At 63.9% G+C, this 18,088-nt stretch carries 17 protein-coding genes and 1 tRNA gene; 11 read left to right on the top strand and 7 right to left on the bottom strand.

Annotated features, from left to right (window positions below; all coding sequences use genetic code 11):
* Nucleotides 1-2 precede the first annotated feature (2 nt).
* Nucleotides 3-1,244, bottom strand: coding sequence for a bifunctional glutamate N-acetyltransferase/amino-acid acetyltransferase ArgJ (gene argJ / locus ATC00_RS17855; protein ID WP_064253825.1), 1,242 nt, complete (start codon nt 1,242-1,244; stop codon nt 3-5).
* Between the two features lie 157 nt (nt 1,245-1,401).
* Complete coding sequence (locus ATC00_RS17850; RefSeq protein ID WP_064253824.1) at nt 1,402-2,256, bottom strand: peptidylprolyl isomerase; 855 nt, start codon at nt 2,254-2,256, stop codon at nt 1,402-1,404.
* Between the two features lie 248 nt (nt 2,257-2,504).
* Between ATC00_RS17850 and secA the strand changes: the two genes are divergently transcribed.
* The 3 genes from secA to ATC00_RS17835 all read left to right on the top strand — a co-directional run bounded on the left by secA (nt 2,505) and on the right by ATC00_RS17835 (nt 8,035).
* Nucleotides 2,505-5,210, top strand: a complete 2,706-nt coding sequence (gene secA / locus ATC00_RS17845) for a preprotein translocase subunit SecA (protein ID WP_064253823.1) — start codon at nt 2,505-2,507, stop codon at nt 5,208-5,210.
* A 159-nt stretch (nt 5,211-5,369) separates the two neighbouring features.
* Nucleotides 5,370-6,764 carry a lipopolysaccharide biosynthesis protein gene (locus ATC00_RS17840; RefSeq protein ID WP_173827776.1) on the top strand — a complete coding sequence of 465 codons (1,395 nt, stop codon included), beginning with the start codon at nt 5,370-5,372 and terminating at the stop codon, nt 6,762-6,764.
* A complete protein-coding gene (locus tag ATC00_RS17835) occupies nt 6,761-8,035 on the top strand; it encodes a GNAT family N-acetyltransferase (protein ID WP_064253821.1) in 1,275 nt (424 codons plus the stop codon). Before ATC00_RS17840 ends, ATC00_RS17835 begins: the two co-directional genes overlap by 4 nt.
* 10 nt (nt 8,036-8,045) lie before the next feature.
* On the opposite strand, the gene ATC00_RS17830 is transcribed toward ATC00_RS17835, so the two are convergent.
* Nucleotides 8,046-9,692, bottom strand: a complete 1,647-nt coding sequence (locus tag ATC00_RS17830) for an AMP-binding protein (RefSeq protein ID WP_064253820.1) — start codon at nt 9,690-9,692, stop codon at nt 8,046-8,048.
* 249 nt (nt 9,693-9,941) lie between these two features.
* On the opposite strand from ATC00_RS17830, the gene ATC00_RS17825 reads away from it, so the two are divergent.
* The gene (locus ATC00_RS17825) at nt 9,942-10,622 is read left to right on the top strand and encodes a redoxin domain-containing protein (RefSeq protein WP_037388919.1); all 681 of its coding nucleotides are present in this window, start codon (nt 9,942-9,944) and stop codon (nt 10,620-10,622) included.
* Nucleotides 10,623-10,678: 56 nt separating this feature from the next.
* On the opposite strand, the gene ATC00_RS17820 is transcribed toward ATC00_RS17825, so the two are convergent.
* Nucleotides 10,679-10,764, bottom strand: a tRNA-Leu gene (locus ATC00_RS17820).
* A 188-nt stretch (nt 10,765-10,952) separates the two neighbouring features.
* Between ATC00_RS17820 and ATC00_RS17815 the strand changes: the two genes are divergently transcribed.
* The gene (locus tag ATC00_RS17815; protein WP_037388529.1) at nt 10,953-11,462 is read left to right on the top strand and encodes a disulfide bond formation protein B; all 510 of its coding nucleotides are present in this window, start codon (nt 10,953-10,955) and stop codon (nt 11,460-11,462) included.
* A 77-nt stretch (nt 11,463-11,539) separates the two neighbouring features.
* Here the strand turns inward: ATC00_RS17815 and ATC00_RS17810 are convergent, their stop codons facing one another.
* Both ATC00_RS17810 and ATC00_RS17805 read right to left on the bottom strand, forming a co-directional pair.
* A complete protein-coding gene (locus ATC00_RS17810) occupies nt 11,540-12,097 on the bottom strand; it encodes an HNH endonuclease (RefSeq protein WP_037388531.1) in 558 nt (185 codons plus the stop codon).
* Between the two features lie 106 nt (nt 12,098-12,203).
* Entirely contained in the window at nt 12,204-12,851 is a 648-nt protein-coding gene (locus tag ATC00_RS17805) for a DNA-3-methyladenine glycosylase family protein (RefSeq protein ID WP_037388534.1), read from the bottom strand.
* Between the two features lie 55 nt (nt 12,852-12,906).
* On the opposite strand from ATC00_RS17805, the gene gluQRS reads away from it, so the two are divergent.
* Complete coding sequence (gluQRS, locus tag ATC00_RS17800; protein WP_064253819.1) at nt 12,907-13,803, top strand: tRNA glutamyl-Q(34) synthetase GluQRS; 897 nt, start codon at nt 12,907-12,909, stop codon at nt 13,801-13,803.
* A gap of 6 nt (nt 13,804-13,809) precedes the next feature.
* Here gluQRS and ATC00_RS17795 read toward each other — a convergent pair whose 3' ends face one another.
* Nucleotides 13,810-14,697, bottom strand: coding sequence for a YihY/virulence factor BrkB family protein (locus ATC00_RS17795; RefSeq protein ID WP_064253818.1), 888 nt, complete (start codon nt 14,695-14,697; stop codon nt 13,810-13,812).
* A gap of 136 nt (nt 14,698-14,833) precedes the next feature.
* Here ATC00_RS17795 and ATC00_RS17790 point away from each other — a divergent pair, with 136 nt between their 5' ends.
* The 5 genes from ATC00_RS17790 to ATC00_RS17770 form a co-directional block, all read left to right on the top strand.
* Nucleotides 14,834-15,667: an SDR family oxidoreductase gene (locus ATC00_RS17790; RefSeq protein WP_037388540.1), complete on the top strand. Its 834-nt coding sequence runs from the start codon at nt 14,834-14,836 to the stop codon at nt 15,665-15,667.
* 21 nt (nt 15,668-15,688) lie between these two features.
* Nucleotides 15,689-15,892 carry a twin transmembrane helix small protein gene (locus tag ATC00_RS17785; protein ID WP_012709193.1) on the top strand — a complete coding sequence of 68 codons (204 nt, stop codon included), beginning with the start codon at nt 15,689-15,691 and terminating at the stop codon, nt 15,890-15,892.
* An 18-nt stretch (nt 15,893-15,910) separates the two neighbouring features.
* Complete coding sequence (locus tag ATC00_RS17780; protein WP_064253817.1) at nt 15,911-16,489, top strand: cob(I)yrinic acid a,c-diamide adenosyltransferase; 579 nt, start codon at nt 15,911-15,913, stop codon at nt 16,487-16,489.
* Nucleotides 16,490-16,520: 31 nt separating this feature from the next.
* On the top strand, nt 16,521-17,312 hold the full coding sequence (locus ATC00_RS17775) for a rhomboid family intramembrane serine protease (protein ID WP_037388550.1): 792 nt from the start codon (nt 16,521-16,523) through the stop codon (nt 17,310-17,312).
* Between the two features lie 290 nt (nt 17,313-17,602).
* Nucleotides 17,603-18,088: electron transfer flavoprotein subunit beta/FixA family protein (locus ATC00_RS17770; protein WP_064253816.1), on the top strand; the 486-nt coding region annotated here is incomplete at its 3' end.

Below are 18,088 nucleotides of genomic sequence, written 5' to 3'. Positions count from 1 at the left end.
CGTCAGCTTCTGTAGTCGCCGTTGATCTCGACATATTCCTTGGTGAGGTCGCAGGTATAGACCGTGGCGCGGCCCGGACCGAGACCTATGTCGACACGGATCGGAATATCCTGGCCCTTCATCACGGCGGTCGCTGCCGCTTCCGAATAGGCCGGGTCGCGCTCGCCCTCGACGGCGACGCGGACGTCTCCGAACCAGATCGCCAGCCTGTCGCGCTCGGCCATCTCGCCGGACTTTCCGACCGCCATGACCACCCGGCCCCAGTTGGCGTCCTCGCCGGCAACTGCCGTCTTGACGAGCGGCGAATTGGCGATCGAAAGTGCGATGCGCTTGGCGGCAGCGTCGTTCTCGGCACCCTCGACTATCACTTCCACCATCTTGCGCGCGCCTTCGCCGTCGCGCACCACCTGCAGTGCTAGGTCGCGCAGCAGATCGTTGAGCGCGGCCACGAAGGAGTTAAGCCGAGGATCGCCCGCATCCTCCACCCTCCCCTGACCGTCCTTGGCCGCGGCGCCGGTGGCAAACAGCATCAAGGTGTCGGAAGTGGACGTATCGCTGTCGACCGTCACGGCGTTGAAGCTGGGCCCGACGCCGGCCGAAAGTAGCGCCTGAAGCGCCGCGGGTGCGATATCGGCATCGGTTACCACGAAGGAAAGCATGGTCGCCATGTCCGGCGCGATCATGCCGGCACCCTTGGCGATGCCGTTGATGGTGACAGTGGCACCGCCGATCTCGGCGCTGCGCGTCGCGACCTTCGGATAGGTGTCCGTGGTCATGATCGCCTTGGCGGCCTCGAACCAGAAGTCCTCCTTGGCCGATGCCGCAAGCCCGTCGAGCACACCGGCGAATTTGTTGGCGTCGAGCGGTTCGCCGATCACGCCCGTCGAGGCCAGGAAAATCTCGCCCTCGCTGCAGCCGACCGCCCTGGCGGCAGACTGCGCGGTGAGCTCGGTTGCCTCCCTACCCTTCTTGCCGGTGAAGGCGTTGGCATTGCCCGAATTGACGACCACGGCGCGTGCGCGACCGCCGGGGAGATTCTTGCGGCAGAAGTCGACGGGAGCAGACGGGCACTTCGAGCGGGTGAAGACACCGGCCACCGCCGCCGGCTGATCAAAGACCATCATCAACACGTCGGTGCGGTTCTTGTACTTGATCCCCGCGGCGGCGGTTGCCATGCGTACGCCGCGAAGGGCCGGCATTTCGACAAAGGTTTTCGGAGCAAGCGGAGAAACGGTACCGGACATGGCAAACCCTGGTTGAATGTCTAGAATTGGTGCGAGAAATGCCCGAGCGGCATTCAGCCGCCGGGCATCCCGATCTCTGTCTCTGGCGAGCGGCAGGCGCGAGCGCCTCTTCTCCGCTCTGGCGCGGGGCTATCCTTGAGGAGGCGCCCCGCAGAGCTTACTGGGCTTGGCGCGCCTTGCCGGCGTCTTCATAGGCCTTCTTCAGCGCCGGATCGGAAATCTCGACGCCGGTCGCCTTTTTAGCAGTGTCCAGCAGCGCAAGGTACTTGTCGCGCATGACGAGCTGACGAACCTGGGGCTCGACCTGCTCGAGCGCCGGAGGCGCCTGCGGACGCTTGTCCTCGATGAGGATCACATGGAAGCCGAACTGGGTCTTGACCGGCGTCTTCGTATAGGTGCCCTTCTCGAGCGCGAAAGCGGCCGTCTCGAATTCGGGCACCATCCGGCCCTTTGTGAAGTAGCCGAGGTCGCCGCCATCGTCCTTGTTCGGATCGGTGGACTTGGCCTTGGCGAGTTCGACGAAGCTCTTGCCGGCGTCCAGTTCCTTGATGACTGCCTTGGCCTCGTCCTCGGTCTTGACGAGGATGTGGCGGGCCTTGACCTCTTCCTGCGCCGGGATGGCGGCGATTTCCTTGTCGTAGCGGGCCTTCACCTCTTCCTTCGTCACCGCATCGACGACATGCTTCTTGAAGAAGGCGTTGTGAAGTTCGCGCTCGGTCAGGAAGGCGACGCGCTGCTTGAAGGTCGCGTCATTTTGCAGGCCTTCCTTCTCGGCATCCTTGACGAGCAGCTTGACGTCGATGACGGCGGAAAGGGCTGCGGCGCGCTTCTGTTCGTCGGGCATCCGCTGGAGTTGCGGGTCGAGGCTGGTGATCGCGAGATCAAGCTCCGACTGGCGGATTTCCTGCTCGCCGACCTTCGCGACGACCGGATCGGTTCCTTCGGCGCGGGCGACGCCTGCGGCCATCATCGCGACCAGTGCCGCGGCCGCCAGGGTCTTGTATCTAGACATGTTTCTTACCTTTCACCATTGGCCGCCAGCGCGATTGCCTCCGGCCCTTCGAGAGGGCTGCACAACACCAGAATGTGGCGGTTCTGTAGCCGTCCGGCCGCGCAAGTGCGTTGACATAATCCGACCCCCCTCTTATCTGTCACGCAACCTCGCGTCCAGAACAGTTTCCGGGCGTTTCACGGGCATTAGACGGTTTTTCGAGCCGGACCTGAAACCCCCAGGGCGATAAATAAGGAAAGGACCATCGGATGGTCAGTCTCGGCGGCCTTGCCCGCAAGTTGTTTGGTTCCTCCAACGATCGCCGCGTCCGCGGCTACCAGGGTCGGGTGGATGCGATCAACGCTCTCGAAGCCGAAATGAAGACGCTGAGCGACGAAGCGCTCGCGTCAAAGACGGCGGAGTTTCGGAGCCAGCTCGGCGAAGGCAAGACCCTCGATGACATCCTCGTGCCGGCCTTTGCGGTGGTGCGCGAGGCCGCCCGCCGCGTGCTCGGCCTGCGTCCCTTCGACGTCCAGCTCATCGGCGGCATGATCCTGCACGAGCGCTCCATCTCCGAAATGAAGACCGGCGAGGGCAAGACACTCGTCGCAACGCTGCCCGTCTACCTCAACGCGCTCGCTGGCAAGGGCGTGCATGTCGTCACGGTCAACGACTATCTCGCCCAGCGCGACGCCGGCATGATGGGGCGGATCTACGGCTTCCTCGGGCTGACGACGGGCGTCATCGTCCATGGCCTGACCGACGAGCAGCGCCGCGACGCCTATGCCTGCGACGTCACCTACGCGACCAACAACGAGCTCGGCTTCGACTATCTGCGCGACAACATGAAATATGAACGCGCCCAGATGGTGCAGCGCGGTCACTTCTTCGCGATCGTCGACGAGGTGGACTCGATCTTGGTCGACGAGGCGCGCACGCCGCTGATCATCTCAGGCCCGCTCGATGACCGCTCCGAGCTCTACAATACGATCAACGACTTCATTCCGCTGCTGTCGCCGGAAGACTACGAGATCGACGAAAAGCAGCGCTCGGCCAATTTCTCGGAAGAAGGCACCGAGAAGCTCGAGAACCTCTTGCGCGAGGCCGGGCTGCTGAAGGGCGAGTCGCTCTACGACATCGAGAACGTCGCGATCGTCCACCACGTCAACAACGCCCTGAAGGCCCACAAGCTGTTCACGCGCGACAAGGACTACATCGTGCGCAACGGCGAAATCGTCATCATCGACGAGTTCACCGGCCGCATGATGCCGGGCCGCCGCTACTCCGAGGGCCAGCACCAGGCGCTCGAGGCCAAGGAGAAGGTGCAGATCCAGCCGGAGAACCAGACGCTCGCCTCGGTCACCTTCCAGAACTACTTCCGCATGTACGAGAAGCTTGCCGGCATGACCGGCACAGCCGCGACGGAAGCCGAGGAATTTGGCAACATCTACGGCCTCGAAGTGGTCGAAGTGCCGACCAACCTGCCGATCCAGCGCCGCGACGAGGACGACGAGGTCTATCGAACCGCCGGCGAGAAATACAAGGCGATCATCGACGAGATCAAGGCGGCGCACGAGCGCGGCCAGCCGATGCTTGTCGGCACCACGTCCATTGAGAAATCCGAGCTGCTTGCCGACATGCTGAAGAAGAGCGGCTTCTCGAAATTCCAGGTGCTGAACGCCCGTTACCACGAACAGGAAGCCTATATCGTCGCCCAGGCGGGCGTGCCGGGCGCCGTCACGATCGCCACCAACATGGCCGGCCGCGGCACCGACATCCAGCTCGGCGGCAACCCGGACATGCGCATCCAGCAGGAACTGGCCGAGGTCGAGCCCGGCGCCGAGCGCGACGCGCGCGAGAAAGCGATCCGCGAGGAGGTGCAGAAGCTCAAGGACAAGGCGCTCGCCGCCGGCGGCCTTTACGTCCTTGCCACCGAACGCCACGAAAGCCGCCGCATTGACAACCAGCTGCGCGGCCGCTCCGGCCGCCAGGGCGACCCGGGTCGCTCGAAGTTCTATCTGTCGTTGCAGGACGACCTGATGCGCATCTTCGGCTCCGACCGGATGGACGGCATGCTGCAGAAGCTGGGCCTCAAGGAGGGCGAGGCGATCGTCCATCCCTGGATCAACAAGGCGCTCGAACGCGCCCAGAAAAAAGTCGAGGCCCGCAACTTCGACATCCGCAAGAACCTCTTGAAATATGACGACGTGCTCAACGATCAGCGCAAGGTCATCTTCGAGCAGCGCCTCGAACTCATGGATGCCGAAAGCGTCACCGAGACGGTCACCGACATGCGCAACGAAGTGATCGGGGACATTGTCGCCAAGCGCATTCCCGAGCGGGCCTATGCCGAGCAATGGGACGCGGAAGGGCTCAAGGCCGACGTTCAGCAGTATCTTAACCTCGAGCTTCCGATTACCGAATGGGTCGGAGAGGAAGGGATCGCCGAGGACGACATTCTGGAGCGCATCACGGCCGCAGCCGACAAGGCCGCCGCCGACCGCGCCGAGCGCTTCGGGCCGGAAATCATGCAATATGTCGAACGCTCGGTCGTCCTGCAGACGCTCGATCACCTTTGGCGCGAGCACATCGTCAACCTCGACCATCTCCGTTCGGTCATCGGCTTCCGCGGCTATGCCCAACGCGACCCGCTGCAGGAATACAAGTCCGAAGCCTTCGAGCTCTTCCAGGCTCTGCTCATCAATCTCCGCCAGGCGGTATCGGCACAGCTGATGCGCGTCGAGCTGGTGCGCGAGGCGCCCCAGGAGCCGCAGCCGCTGCCGCCGATGGAAGCCCATCATTTCGACCCGATTACCGGCGAGGACGATTTCGCGCAGGCACCGCTTCTCGCCGCCTCACCGGCAAAGCGCAACACGGCCGACCCGTCCACTTGGGGCAATGTCGGGCGCAACGAGCCCTGCCCCTGCGGTTCGGGCAAGAAATACAAGCATTGCCACGGAAGCTACGAAGCCTGACGAGATGCCGCCTTCGGGCGGCATGTTCGCATCCGAGACCGCGCCATAGAGCGGCTTGCTGAACCGTTTGTTAACGCTGTTCTGGCAGAAGTGATGCCCTGTATTGCGTAATCTCAGGGTGTCTTCGTGTTGATGGCGGTATGTCAAACGGCCGGACGAATGCTGCCGTCGGCGCTGAGGCACCGCCTGTCCGATTCCCTGGAGCGGCTCCTGCCCGCGCTCACCGGCTCCGATACCCGCAGTCGCGCCCAGCGCATGGCCGTGATCACCTTCGTGATCCGCATCCTAAGCGCGGCAATCGCCTTCACTTCGCAGATCTTTCTCGCGCGCCTCATGGGCGAGTTCGAATATGGCATCTTCATCTTCGTCTGGGTGATGACGGTCCTGTTCGGCAATCTCTCCTGCCTCGGGCTCCACACTGCGGTCATTCGGTTTCTGCCGGAATACAGCACGACCTCGGGCTTTGCGGAAATCCGCGGCCTGACGACGACGGCGCGCATCTTCGCGCTCCTTTCCGCAACCGTCCTTGCCGTGATCGGAGCAGCGGGCCTCTGGCTCTTCGGCAAAGCGATCGACGGCTACTACTTCGTCCCCCTCTATCTCGGTCTCATCACCCTGCCGATGGTTGCGCTCGGCGACGTGATGGACGGCACGGCGCGGGCCCATAGCTGGCCTATCGCGGCAATGAGCCCGACCTTCCTCGTGCGGCCGCTGCTGATCCTCGCCTTCATGGTCCTTGCAACGATTGCCGGGCTGCCGCCCGCCGCGCCGACGGCGATGGCTGCAGCGCTTGCCGCGACCTATGTGACGACGCTCGCCCAGTTCACAGCAATGGTCTGGCGGCTCGACCGGCACTACCTTCCCGGCCCGATGAAGATCGAACTCGGCCGCTGGCTACGCGTTTCCATCCCGATATTCCTCGTGGACGGTTTCGGCTTCCTCTTGACCAATTCCGACGTGGTGATCGTCGGCCTCTATGTGAAGCCGGACGACGTGGCGATCTACTTTGCCGCGGCGAAGACCATGGCGCTTGTCCATTTCGTCATGTTCGCGGTCAGGGCGGCGGCCGGCCCGCGCTTTTCGGCGGCCATGGCTGCGCGCGACCGGCATCAATTGGCCGAAATCGCCATTGAAAGCGCCCGCTGGTCGTTCTGGCCGTCGCTCGCCATTGGCTGCACCGTCGTGCTGGCGGGGCCGCTGCTACTGTCGCTGTTCGGCCCGGCGTTCCCTGCCGGTGCTCCACTGATGGCGATCCTGCTCACCGGCATCCTCGCCAAGGCCTTTATCGGCCCCGCCGAGACGCTGCTGACGATGGCCGGACGGCAAAAGCTTTGCGTCATCCTCTATGTGGCAGCGCTCGGTGCCAATGTCGCGCTCAACGTTACGCTCATTCCGCTCTTTGGCTTGACCGGAGCGGCCTCAGCGACTGCGGGAGCGATGTTCGTGGAGGCAGCGATCCTCCATGTGGCGGTGAGGCACACCTTTGGTTTCACGCTCCTGGCGCTCTCCGGCGCAAGGACGGGCCATGACGAGAACGAGGCGATCAAGCCATGAACGGCAACATCCAGTTCCCCGGGGAAGCTCACGGAAGCGCGAACCGGCTGCTCGGCGGCCTGGCGCAGCCTGGCGTCGATCCGACGCAGGCCGAACGCACCCTGATGGTGGGGCGACCCGGGCGGCACCTGGCCATCTACCAGGCCCGCTCCGGCTACGAGCTGCAGCGGGAGCTCGACTTTCTGTCCAACCGCGCCATCGAGCCGAACGTCTTCTTCACCGGCCGCTTCCTGGCGCCCGCCATGCCGCGGCTGGAGGATCGGGTGATTCGCCTCGCTGTCATCCGCGACAGCAACGAGCGCAGCAGCCGGCTGCGCTTCCTGATGCCTTTCTCGATCGAAAAGCCGGGCTTCTCGATCGGCGCGCCGATCATCCGCGGCTGGTCCAATCCCTTCGGCCCCCTGGGCGTGCCGCTTCTCGACGCGGAAGACGCCGCCGAGACGATCAGCAACCTCTACACGGCGCTCGCCACGCCCTCTTCCGGCCTGCCGCAGGTGCTGGTGCTGCCGGACGTGCGCCTCAAGGGCAAGTTCGCGCAGCTCGCCCGGGCCGTGGCGATCGGCGAAAACCTGCCGTTGACGGTCACCGATACCTTCGAGCGGCCGATGCTCGAAAGCCTGCTCGACGGCCCGGCCTATCTGCGCCAGGCGATCAGCCGGGCACATTTCAAGGAACTGCGACGGCAGTGGAACAATCTCGAAAAACACGGCAACCTCGCCTACAGCGTCGCGCGTCAGCCGGAGGAAATTCGCTGGCGTCTGGAGGAATTCCTGGCGCTCGAGGCCTCCGGCTGGAAGGGCCGCGAACGCAGCGCCATGATCATGGACCGCTTCCGCGCCGCCTTCGCCCGGGAAGCGATCACCAATCTCGCCGAGGCCGACAGCGTCCGCATCCACACACTCGATCTCGACGGCAAGGCGATCGCCGCGATGGTCGTGCTCATGATGGCGGGCGAGGCCTATACGTGGAAGACCGCCTATAACGAGGACTACGCGAAATATTCGCCGGGCAAGCTGCTCCTGGCGGAGCTCACCGAATGGCACCTCGACGACGCCAATATCGCCCGCTCCGATTCCTGCGCCGTGCCCGATCATCCGATGATCGCCCGCTTCTGGCAGGAGCGCGAGGAGATGGGGACGCTGGTGATCGGCCTGCAGCAGAACCGCGACCGCGACGTGCGCCAGGTGGCGGCTCAGCTTCACCTCTACCGCAACACCCGCAACATGGCGCGGCTGCTGCGCGAGAAGATCCGCGCGCTGGCCGGGCGCTGATCGGGCAGAATCAGCGGTCGCGCGCTGCCTCCACCTCGGCAGCAGCCCTCTCCCGCAGGAATCGCCGGATCACCTTGCCCGAGGTGGTCAGCGGCAGGCTGTCGACGAACTCGATCTCGCGCGGATATTCGTGCATGGAAAGCCTGTTCTTCACCCAGTCGCGGATCGCGGCCGCGGTCTCGTCGCCGGCGGCGGCACCGGGCTTCAGCACCACATAGGCCTTGACGATCTCGGTGCGGATCGGGTCCGGCTTGCCGATCGCCGCGGCCATCTGGACGTCCGGATGCCCGACCAGACAGTCCTCGATCTCTCCGGGTCCGATTCGGTAGCCGGACGAGGTGATGACGTCGTCATCGCGGCCGAAAAATGTAAAGTAACCCTCCTGATCCATGACGCCCTGGTCGCCGGTGGTCATCCAGTCGCCGATGAACTTTGCCTCGGTCGCCTTGTCGTTTCGCCAATAGCCGAGGAACATCACCGGATCAGGGCCCTTGACCGCGACTTGGCCGGTCGTGCCCGGCGGCAGCACGCGCCCCTCGCCGTCGATGATTGCCACCGTGTGGCCCGGAGCCGCCTTACCCATCGAGCCAGGCTTCAATACACCAAGGTCGGCGGCCGACGAGATAACAATGTTGCATTCCGTCTGGCCGTAGAATTCGCTGACCTCGATGCCGAGCACAGCCTTCGCCCAGTCGAAGGTCTCGCGCCCGAGCGCTTCGCCGGCCGAGCCGATCGTTCTCAGATTGAGCCTGTAGCGGTCGCGGGGCCGATCGACCGATTTGAGCAGCCTCAGCGCCGTCGGCGGAATAAAGGCGTTGCGCACATTCATCTCTTCCATGATGCGGAAGGCGATGTGCGGATCGAACTTCTGCGCCGGCGAGGAAACAACCGGCACGCCGAAGAACAGCGACGGCAGCAGTGCGTTCAGGAGGCCGCCCGCCCAGGCCCAATCGGCCGGCGTCCACATCCGGTCGCCCCGCTGAGGCAGGAAGTGATGGTGAAACTGGAATCCCGGCAAATGGCCGAGCAGCACGCGATGGCCGTGCAGCGCCCCTTTCGGCGGCCCGGTCGTGCCGGACGTATAGATCATCAGCGCCGGATCGTCCGGCCCGGTGTCGGCGGCGTCGAAAAGCCCCTCGCCCGAGGCGAGGCTGTCGAACCGCACTGTGCCGGGTAGGTCTTCGTCCTCGGCCAGCACCACCAGCCGGAGCCCCGGCAGTTCGCCCCGGATCGCCTGAAGCCGCTCGTAGCCGAAGCGGTTGGTCACGACCGCCGTCGCCCCGGCGTCCTGCAGCCGGTAGGTGAGCGCCTCGCCCCCGAAAAGCAGCGCCAGCGGCAGGGCGATCGCGCCCAGCTTGTAGATCGCCGCATGCGCGACCGCCGCCTCGAAGCCCTGCGGCAGCAGGATGGCGACACGATCGCCCGGCTTGATGCCGTGCGCGGCAAGCCCGCCGGCAAAGGCCGAGGAGCGATCCGCAAAGGCGCCGTAGGTCAGCGATTGATGCGCGCCGTCCGGGCTGAAATGCTGCAGGCAGATACGTTCAGGATCCCGCGCCGCCCATGCGTCGGAGACGGCAACGCCGATATTGAATCTTTCCGGGATCCGCCAGCGGAAGTCGCGATAGAGTTCGTCGTATGTATCGATCTTCGGTAGCATGGGCCGCGCGCTGGAGTTTGCTGCAGCGCAGCAGCTAACACTTTCGCCCCGTGGAATTCAATGGGTTTGGGCCGGGTGAAGGAAACCTCGGAACAGGCGCGGGTCCGCTGACACCTTGCCTGATTGGGTGAATACACCATTTCCGGTATAGTGCGGAGCTCAAGCGACCTCAGCCCGACGGCGGTCGGAATCAAAGTCGTGCCAACCCATGCTGCGAGACCTCCCATGACGCGCTCGGAGGAATATTCCATGGCAGACCAGATCCGGCCGCTGCAGCCGGGAGAACCCGCCCCCTCGTTCGCGCTCGCCGCGGCCAATCTTGAAGGTACGATTTCGCTTGCCGATTTGCGCGGTCGCCCGTTCCTGATCGGCTTCTTTCGCGGTTTGCACTGCCCATTCTGCCGGCGTCAGGTGGAACAGCTTGCCGGTCTACATCCTGCGCTACGTTCCGCCGGAATAGAGACCGTGGCGGTGATCAACACGCCGGTCGATCGCGCCCGCCTCTACTTCCGCCACCGGCCGACGCCGGTAACGCTTCTATGCGACCCGGATTGCCGCACGCACCGGGCCTTCGGCGTTCCGCGCGGCGAATTTCTGCCCGAGGGCAGCAGCGAGCGGCCCGAATGGCCCCATCGCGCAACCATGGCGCAATTCGAAGCGGCTCGCATCAACCCTGCCGGCGTGTTTCCGGAGCCTTTGCAGCCCATGGAAGCCAACGTCGTCCTCAATGCCAGCGACGGCTTCGAGCTCGTAGAAGCGGACAAAGCGATCCTGGCGGACCACGGCACCCAGCTCGTTGGGCATTTTCTCGTCGACGCCACCGGCATCGTCGGCTGGGCGCAAATCGAGGCGCGCGACGGGCCGAACGGCCTCTGCACCTTCCCCGCGGCGGCGCAGATCCTTGCCGCCGCGAAAAACCTCGGACGCTGACCCCGGGTCGGAAGTCCGCCGGGATTTCTTTTTCGCTGTCGAACGAGGAGGTCGAGTGGTGCCCCATGCCGGGGTCGAACCAGCACTCCTTTTGGGAACTCGATTTTGAGTCGAGCGCGTCTACCAATTCCGCCAATGGGGCCAAGGCTGAGCGATATCAGCGGTTTGGGATTTACACGATCGTTTTCGCGCCGGTCAATCGAGAAATTGCGATTTTCGCAACGGCAATCACAAAAGCGTGCGGCCCGGGGGCCGGTGACGGCGATTTACAGCGGAACCGAACCTACATAAGAAGACGGGCGCCGTTTACGCCCACCTTGCGAGGTATTCATGATCGAGGCTTCCGCCGCTCAGCGCCAGCAACTGCTTCTCGCCCTTGTCGTCACGCTTGGCATGGCGGCGACCGTCGGCGGCGCGCTCGGTTTCGAGCATATCGGCGGCTATATCCCCTGCGCCCTCTGCCTCATGCAGCGCGATCCCTATTACTACGGCATTCCGCTTGGACTGCTAGCCATTCTCGCCAGCATCCTGAAGCTGCCGGCCTGGACGACGCGCGCGCTGCTCGGCATTGTGGGCGTCCTGATGCTCGTCGGCGCCGGGATCGGCGTTTATCACGCCGGTGCCGAATGGCATTTCTGGGAAGGGCCGTCGACCTGCGCCACGACCGCCCAAGGCATTTCCTCGAATGTCGGCGACCTGCTCGGCGACCTTGACGCCAAGCACGCCCCGTCCTGCACCGATGCGGCACTCCGCGTCCTTGGTCTGTCGTTCGCCGGCTGGAACGTCATCGCCAGCCTGGTCCTCGCAGCGATCGCGTTACGCGGCGCTGCCAAGGCGTAAGGACGCAACCCTTCACGCCAATACGACTCCCTCGCCGCCCTGTGGACCGGCGAGAGATACGTGAAATAGGCACCGCCTTACGGCTGCAGTTCGACATCCCAGTAGAGATAGTCCATCCAGCTTTCGTGCAGATGGTTGGGCGGGAAGAGCCGTCCATTGTTGTGCAGGTCCTGCACGGTCGGCTGATACGGCCTTTGATGCGGGAACATGTGGGCCTGTTTTGGCAGCTTGCTGCCCTTGCGCAGGTTGCAGGGCGAACAGGCCGCGACGACGTTTTCCCATGTCGTCTGGCCGCCATGCGCGCGCGGGATCACGTGGTCGAAGGTCAGATCGTCCGGGGATCCGCAATACTGGCACTCGAACTTGTCGCGCAGGAAGACATTGAACCGGGTGAAGGCCGGAAAGCGCGACGGCTGGACGTAGCTTTTCAGGCAGACGACACTCGGCAGCCGCATCGAAAAGCTCGGCGAGGAGACGGAGTGTTCGTATTCGGCGAGGATTATCACACGGTCGAGAAAGACCGCCTTGATCGCGTCCTGCCAGGACCAGAGCGACAAGGGGTAATAACTCAGCGGCCGGTAGTCGGCGTTCAGCACAAGCGCCGGCAGGGCCTGAGGTGAGACTGCAATCGTCAAGCGTATTCTCCTGAGCGATTCGGCATCTGCATCTTCTATATTAGGCCTGTTGCGACAGGATTGTGAAGCCGGAAAGAAAAACCAAATAAAGGATTCGCTTTTCTCTTCAAGGCGTCACGGGCAGCGCATCACGCCGCATCTCACGCGCATAATAGGCCCAGAAAAGTCGGGCCGCGACGCTCCGCCAGGGGGACCAGGAAGCGGCGAGCGAATCGATCTCGCTTGCCGTCGGGCGCAGTTCGAAGCCGAGCGCGTGACCGACGGCGTTCTGCAGCGCCACGTCGCCGGAGGGAAAGACGTCCGGATGGCCGGCGCAGAAGAGCAGATAGACTTCCGCCGTCCAGCGCCCCACGCCCTTGATCGCCGTCAGTTCATGGATCGCCGCGGCCGCCTCGCTATCGCAGATGCCATCAAGGTCGATCTCGCCCGAAACCGCCGCGGCCGCCACCCGCCGCAGCGTGTCGGCCTTGGCGCGGGAAAGACCAAACTGCCGGCAGGCATCGTCATCAAGCGAAAGCACGGCGTCGGCGCTGATCTCGCCGAGCGACGCCTCCATGCGGTTCCAGATCGCCGCCGCACTCGCCTTGGAGACCATTTGCGAAACGATGATATTGGCAAGGCCGCGATAGCCCGGATCGGTCCGCCTGAGCGGCACCGGGCCGGCCTTGTCGAGGACGTGCTCCAGGCGAGCGTCGAGCATTACGAGACCCGCGAGGCCGGCCTCGATATCGTCGCTTGTGCGAATGATCCGCATGCACCCTCCAAAATAGCGGATGACCTTTATACAGCTTCCATGGCAAAGGAGCACAATGCCCGTTCCGCCGCCAGCACAACCGGTTTTCCGCTTCGCGCCAAGCCCGAACGGCTTGCTGCATCTCGGCCACGCCCTGTCGGCCATCATCAACCACGACATGGCGGGCGCGATGGGCGGACGTTTCCTGCTGAGGATCGAGGATATCGACCGGACGCGCTGCCGCCCGGAGTTCGAGGCGGCGATCTTCGAGGATCTGGCCTGGCTGGGTCTCATCTGGGAACAACCGGTGCGGCGCCAATCCGATCACCTCGATCTCTATGCGGCAGCGCTCGAACGCTTGAGAACCATGGGGCTTGTCTATCCTTCCGTGATGACCCGCGGCGAGATCAAGACGGCGGTGGCGGCGCACGAGGCGAGCGGACAGGCATGGCCCCGCGATCCGGACGGAACGCCGCTCTATCCGGGGCGCGAGCGTGAGCTGACGGCAAGCGAGCAGGCGGACCTCGTTGCGGGCGGTTGTCCCCACGCCTGGCGGCTCGACGTGGCGAAGGCGGTCGGCCGCCTTGCCGAACCGCTTCTGTGGCGTGAGACCGGGGCCGGCCCTGCCGGCGAGACCGGCCCGATCGCGGCGGATCCGCGTGCCTGGGGCGACGTCGTCCTGTCGCGCTCGGACGCGCCCTCGAGCTACCATCTTTCGGTGGTCGTCGACGATGCACTACAGGGCATCACCCATGTCGTGCGCGGCCGCGACCTCTACCACGCGACCTCCATCCACCGCCTGCTCCAGCGGCTTCTCGACCTGCCGGAACCGGTCTACCATCATCACCGTCTCATCCTCGGGCCGGACGGCAGGAAACTCTCGAAGAGCAACGGCGACACCGGCATTGCCGCCTTCCGGGTCGCCGGGCGCTCTCCGGCGGAACTGCGCGCCATGATCGTGGAGGCGGCATAGAGCTTTCTAGAGAGAAGGCGGTCCCTCGCCGCGCCCCTGGAAGCTGCGTGCCACCATGCGCTTGACCTTGAACTTCAGGATGGCAGCATTGATCTCGGCACCGACGATGAAGATTGCCCCGACCATATAGAGAAAGACCAGCACGATCACGATCGAGGCGAGGCCGGCATAGGTTGCCACATAGTTGGAGAAGGCCGCCAGATAGGAGGCGAAGGCATAGGCGCCGATCGACCACAAAAGCAGCGTGAGCAGGATGCCGGGCAGCACGTCGACGACCTTGCGGTGCCCGTCCGGCAGCCACAGATGCGAAACCAACAGCCCCATGGTCAGCATCGCGAGTGCAAGCGCCAAGCCCCAATTGTCGACCGTCGCCAGCACGGCGTCGAGCCAGGGTAGCCATTGGTCGGCATTGCGGACGGCGAGCGGAACGGCGACCAGCAGAATGCTGATGACGGCGAGGATGAGGACGCCGGCAAGCACGAAGCCGAGGCTTGCGAGCCGGGTTATGTACCAGGGGCGGCTTTCCGCCACGCGATAGGCCCTGTTCAGCGCAATCCGTAGCGCTTCGACGCCGTTCGATGCGAAATAGGCGGCCGCGACGACGGAAAGCGTCAAGACGCCGCCGCGTTGAATCGTCAGCACCTCGATGATCTCGTCGGCGACGGGCTTGGCGATCGATTCCGGCCAGGCATCGAAGATCAGGTGGACGGCCGTCACCGCGAATTGGTCGGCGCCGAGGAAGCTGCCGAGTGCGGTACCAAAGATCAGGAAAGGGAAAACCGCCATCAGCGACGATAGGGCCACATGGCTCGCCATCGCCCAGCCGTCGTCATCGCTGAAATGCCAGAGCGCGTCGAACACAACCTTCCAGATGATGCGAAGCGATGCCGGCATTCCGTCTCCTGTGGTGCCCGCGCCTTCCGCGTGACAGGCTGCACGCCGCCACGACCAATGACAATGCGCGCAATTCAATTGTCTCCCAGTCGTGAATATGGGAAACCGGGCAGGTATTTCTACAGGAATCGACCGGATGTCTGAACGCCCAACCATCATCGTCACAGGCTGCTCATCCGGCATCGGCGCCTATTGCGCGCGCGCTCTGAAGAGCGACGGCTGGCGGGTCTTCGCGACTGTCCGGCGGCCGGAGGATCAGGAGGAGCTTGAACAGGAAGGCATCGAAACCTTCCTCATGGATTATACCAGGCCGGAGACGATCGCCGCGCTGGTGGAAGCCGTGATGGCGCTGAGCGGCGGGCGGATCGACGCGCTCTTCAACAACGGCGCCTACGGCCAGGCGGGCGCGGTCGAGGACCTGCCGACGGAAGCGTTGCGGCTGCAGCTCGAAACCAACGTGATCGGCTGGCACGATCTGACGCGCCGCGTCATTCCGGCGATGCGCGCTCGGGGCGGCGGCCGCATCGTGCAATGCTCGTCGATCCTCGGTCTCGTCCCCTATCGCTGGCGCGGCGCCTACAATGCTTCGAAATCCGCTCTCGAGGCCCTGTCGCTGACATTGCGGATGGAGCTTGCCGGCAGCGGCATCGAGGTCAGCCTGATCGAGCCGGGACCGATTATGTCGAAGTTCACCGCCAATGCCATCACCTATGTCGAGCGCTTCATCGATCTCAAGAATTCCGTCCACCGGGCGGAGTACGAGAAGCAGCTCAAACGCCTGCGCGGCGAAAGCAAGCCGGCCCGCGGCAAGCTCGGCCCGGAGGCCGTTTATCACGTTTTGAAACATGCTTTGACGGCGCGCCGGCCGAGGCCGCATTATGTAGTGACCAGGCCCGCCAAACAGGGTGTGCTGCTCAAGAAACTCCTGCCGGCGGCGCTGTTCTATCGTATCATGGGCCGACTCGGCTGATCGAATAGAAGGAGCGACGACATGCCCAGTTTCCTGACCGCTGTGACGTTGTTCGTCATGGGCCTGGTTGCGATCGTGCTCATTCGCGGCCTGTTGAACATGGCGCGAAAGGGCAGCGGCAATACGTCCAACAAGCTGATGCAGACGCGCATCGCGCTGCAGGCGCTGGCACTCGTGCTGATCATGCTGACGCTGTGGGTCACCGGCGGCGGCCGGCCGAGCTGAGGACCAAGCGACGTCACGATGGTCAAGCTCAACAAGATCTACACCCGGACCGGCGACAATGGCACGACCGGCCTCGTTGCCGGCCCTCGCCGCTCGAAGAGCGATCTCCGCGTCGATGCCTATGGAAGCGTCGACGAGGCAAATGCCTTCGTCGGACTGGCGCGCCAGCATACCGGCGACAGGCCCGATCTCGATCAGATGCTGATGCGGATTCAGAATGATCTTTTCGATCTCGGCGCCGATCTCGCGACACCCGAGACCGGCGAGAAGCAGGACTATGAGCCGCTGAGGATCGCCGCCGCCCAGGTGGCGCGCCTCGAAGCCGAGATCGACCGGCTCAACGCGGATCTCGAGCCGCTGCGCTCCTTCGTGCTGCCTGCCGGCAGCGCCGCTTCCGCAGCGCTGCATGTTGCCCGCACCGTCGCCCGCCGCGCCGAACGGCAGATGGTGGCGCTTGCCGAGACCGAAGGCGAGATCGTCAGCCGCGAGGCGATCGCCTATATCAACCGGCTCTCCGACTTCCTGTTCGTCGCCGCCCGTTGGGCGAACGACATGGGACGCGCCGACGTCCTTTGGGTTCCGGGCAAGAACAGATAGGCTCGCGCAAAATCACGCTTCCGGGGATCGCATGTTCATACCGCTGCACGACAGGAACGCCCTGAAGCATATCGACATGCAATATGTGACGGTGACGCTGATCGCCGTCAATTTCGCCGTCTGGCTCTTCACCGGACCGATCGCTACCGAGGAATTCGCCAATGCCGCCGTGCTCGGTTTTGGTTACATCCCGGCGATCGTATTCGACTACGCCATTCTCGACCCGGCCCTTGCGCTTATCCCGGACGAATTCACCTTCGTCACCTATTCCTTCCTGCATGGCGACTTCACGCATCTGGCGATGAACATGCTATTTCTCTGGGTCTTTGGCGACAATGTCGAGGACGCCCTCGGGCACCTCCGCTTTCTGCTGTTCTATCTGCTGTGCGCCGCCGCCGGTGCGCTGGCGCACGGGCTCATCGATCCCGCCTCGGAAGCACCGCTGATCGGCGCCTCCGGTGCCGTCTCCGGCGTGGTCGCCGCCTATTTCCTGCTGCACCCGAAGGTCCGGGTGTGGGTGCTCGTGCTTTTCCGCATCCCCCTGCCGCTGCCGGCCGCCATTCCGCTCGCCTTCTGGATCGGGCAACAGTTCTACATGTTCGCTGTCGACCCGGGCGGCAGCGTCTCCTGGGCCGCCCATATCGGCGGTATCCTCGCCGGCCTCGTTCTCGTGGTCGTTTTGCGACGCCGCGGCGTGCCGCTCTTCGACCGCACGATTGTCAGCCCACGCGCCATCGAACATGAGTCCGGGCCGCCCGAGGGAACGGAGGCGCCCCTGCCGGGCAAGCAGAAACCGCCCACCCCCTGGGGCCGCCCGACCTGAAGAACCAAGCGGAAGTTCCCGATCTGACGAATTATGCACCGCAATTTCAACGGATTACCCGCACCGCCTAGTCAGAACCACGTTTCCGCCACACGCCCCTCCTGCCCGCTTGCCAGAGGCTGATCTTACGTGTACGTAAACGTTAATAAAGTTCCTGGTCTAATATCGATTTAGCGTCGCGGTTGGCGATTGTAATTGGAGAAAAAACGCGTATCGATGTCGCCAATCGACAATCAGGCCGCTTTGTTAAGGCGCATTTTCCTGCGAACGCTGCTGGAGGGAAAGAATCCATGAAAATCCTGGTAACGGTGAAACGGGTCGTCGACTTTAACGTCAAGATCCGTGTGAAGGCGGACGGTTCGGGCGTCGAGCTTGCCAATGTGAAGATGTCGATGAACCCGTTCGACGAGATCTCGGTCGAAGAAGCTTTGCGCTTGAAGGAAGCCGGCAAGGCGAGTGAAGTTGTCGTCGTGTCGATCGGTCCGGCCAAGGCCGAGGAGACGCTGCGGACAGCGCTTGCCATGGGCGCCGACCGGGCAATCCTCGTCGAGACCGAGGACCAGGTCGAGCCGCTCACTGTCGCCAAGATCGTCAAGGGCGTTGCCGAGGCCGAACAGCCGGGGCTGATCATCGTCGGCAAGCAGGCGATCGACGACGATTCCAACCAGACCGGCCAGATGCTGTCGGCGCTCTTGGGCTGGGCCCAGGGCACCTTCGCCTCCAAGGTCGAGCTCGGTGATGGCAAGGTCAATGTCACCCGCGAGGTCGACGGCGGC

This window comes from Sinorhizobium americanum (assembly GCF_001651855.1).
Taxonomy (GTDB): Bacteria; Pseudomonadota; Alphaproteobacteria; order Rhizobiales; family Rhizobiaceae; genus Sinorhizobium; species Sinorhizobium americanum.
The sequence above is the reverse complement of the archived record's forward strand: the minus strand, read 5'-3'. Positions and strand labels throughout refer to the sequence as shown.

Bases quoted from the DNA above. Each gene is read 5' to 3' on its own strand.
- ATC00_RS17840 (WP_173827776.1), top strand. From the start codon at position 5,370: ATGCTGCCGTCGGCGCTGAGGCACCGCCTGTCCGATTCCCTGGAGCGG.
- secA (WP_064253823.1), top strand. From the start codon at position 2,505: ATGGTCAGTCTCGGCGGCCTTGCCCGCAAGTTGTTTGGTTCCTCCAAC.
- ATC00_RS17790 (WP_037388540.1), top strand. From the start codon at position 14,834: ATGTCTGAACGCCCAACCATCATCGTCACAGGCTGCTCATCCGGCATC.
- ATC00_RS17780 (WP_064253817.1), top strand. From the start codon at position 15,911: ATGGTCAAGCTCAACAAGATCTACACCCGGACCGGCGACAATGGCACG.
- ATC00_RS17825 (WP_037388919.1), top strand. From the start codon at position 9,942: ATGGCAGACCAGATCCGGCCGCTGCAGCCGGGAGAACCCGCCCCCTCG.
- ATC00_RS17775 (WP_037388550.1), top strand. From the start codon at position 16,521: ATGTTCATACCGCTGCACGACAGGAACGCCCTGAAGCATATCGACATG.
- ATC00_RS17835 (WP_064253821.1), top strand. From the start codon at position 6,761: ATGAACGGCAACATCCAGTTCCCCGGGGAAGCTCACGGAAGCGCGAAC.
- ATC00_RS17815 (WP_037388529.1), top strand. From the start codon at position 10,953: ATGATCGAGGCTTCCGCCGCTCAGCGCCAGCAACTGCTTCTCGCCCTT.
- ATC00_RS17805 (WP_037388534.1), bottom strand. From the start codon at position 12,851: ATGCGGATCATTCGCACAAGCGACGATATCGAGGCCGGCCTCGCGGGT.
- ATC00_RS17785 (WP_012709193.1), top strand. From the start codon at position 15,689: ATGCCCAGTTTCCTGACCGCTGTGACGTTGTTCGTCATGGGCCTGGTT.
- argJ (WP_064253825.1), bottom strand. From the start codon at position 1,244: ATGTCCGGTACCGTTTCTCCGCTTGCTCCGAAAACCTTTGTCGAAATG.
- ATC00_RS17850 (WP_064253824.1), bottom strand. From the start codon at position 2,256: ATGTCTAGATACAAGACCCTGGCGGCCGCGGCACTGGTCGCGATGATG.
- ATC00_RS17830 (WP_064253820.1), bottom strand. From the start codon at position 9,692: ATGCTACCGAAGATCGATACATACGACGAACTCTATCGCGACTTCCGC.
- gluQRS (WP_064253819.1), top strand. From the start codon at position 12,907: ATGCCCGTTCCGCCGCCAGCACAACCGGTTTTCCGCTTCGCGCCAAGC.
- ATC00_RS17795 (WP_064253818.1), bottom strand. From the start codon at position 14,697: ATGCCGGCATCGCTTCGCATCATCTGGAAGGTTGTGTTCGACGCGCTC.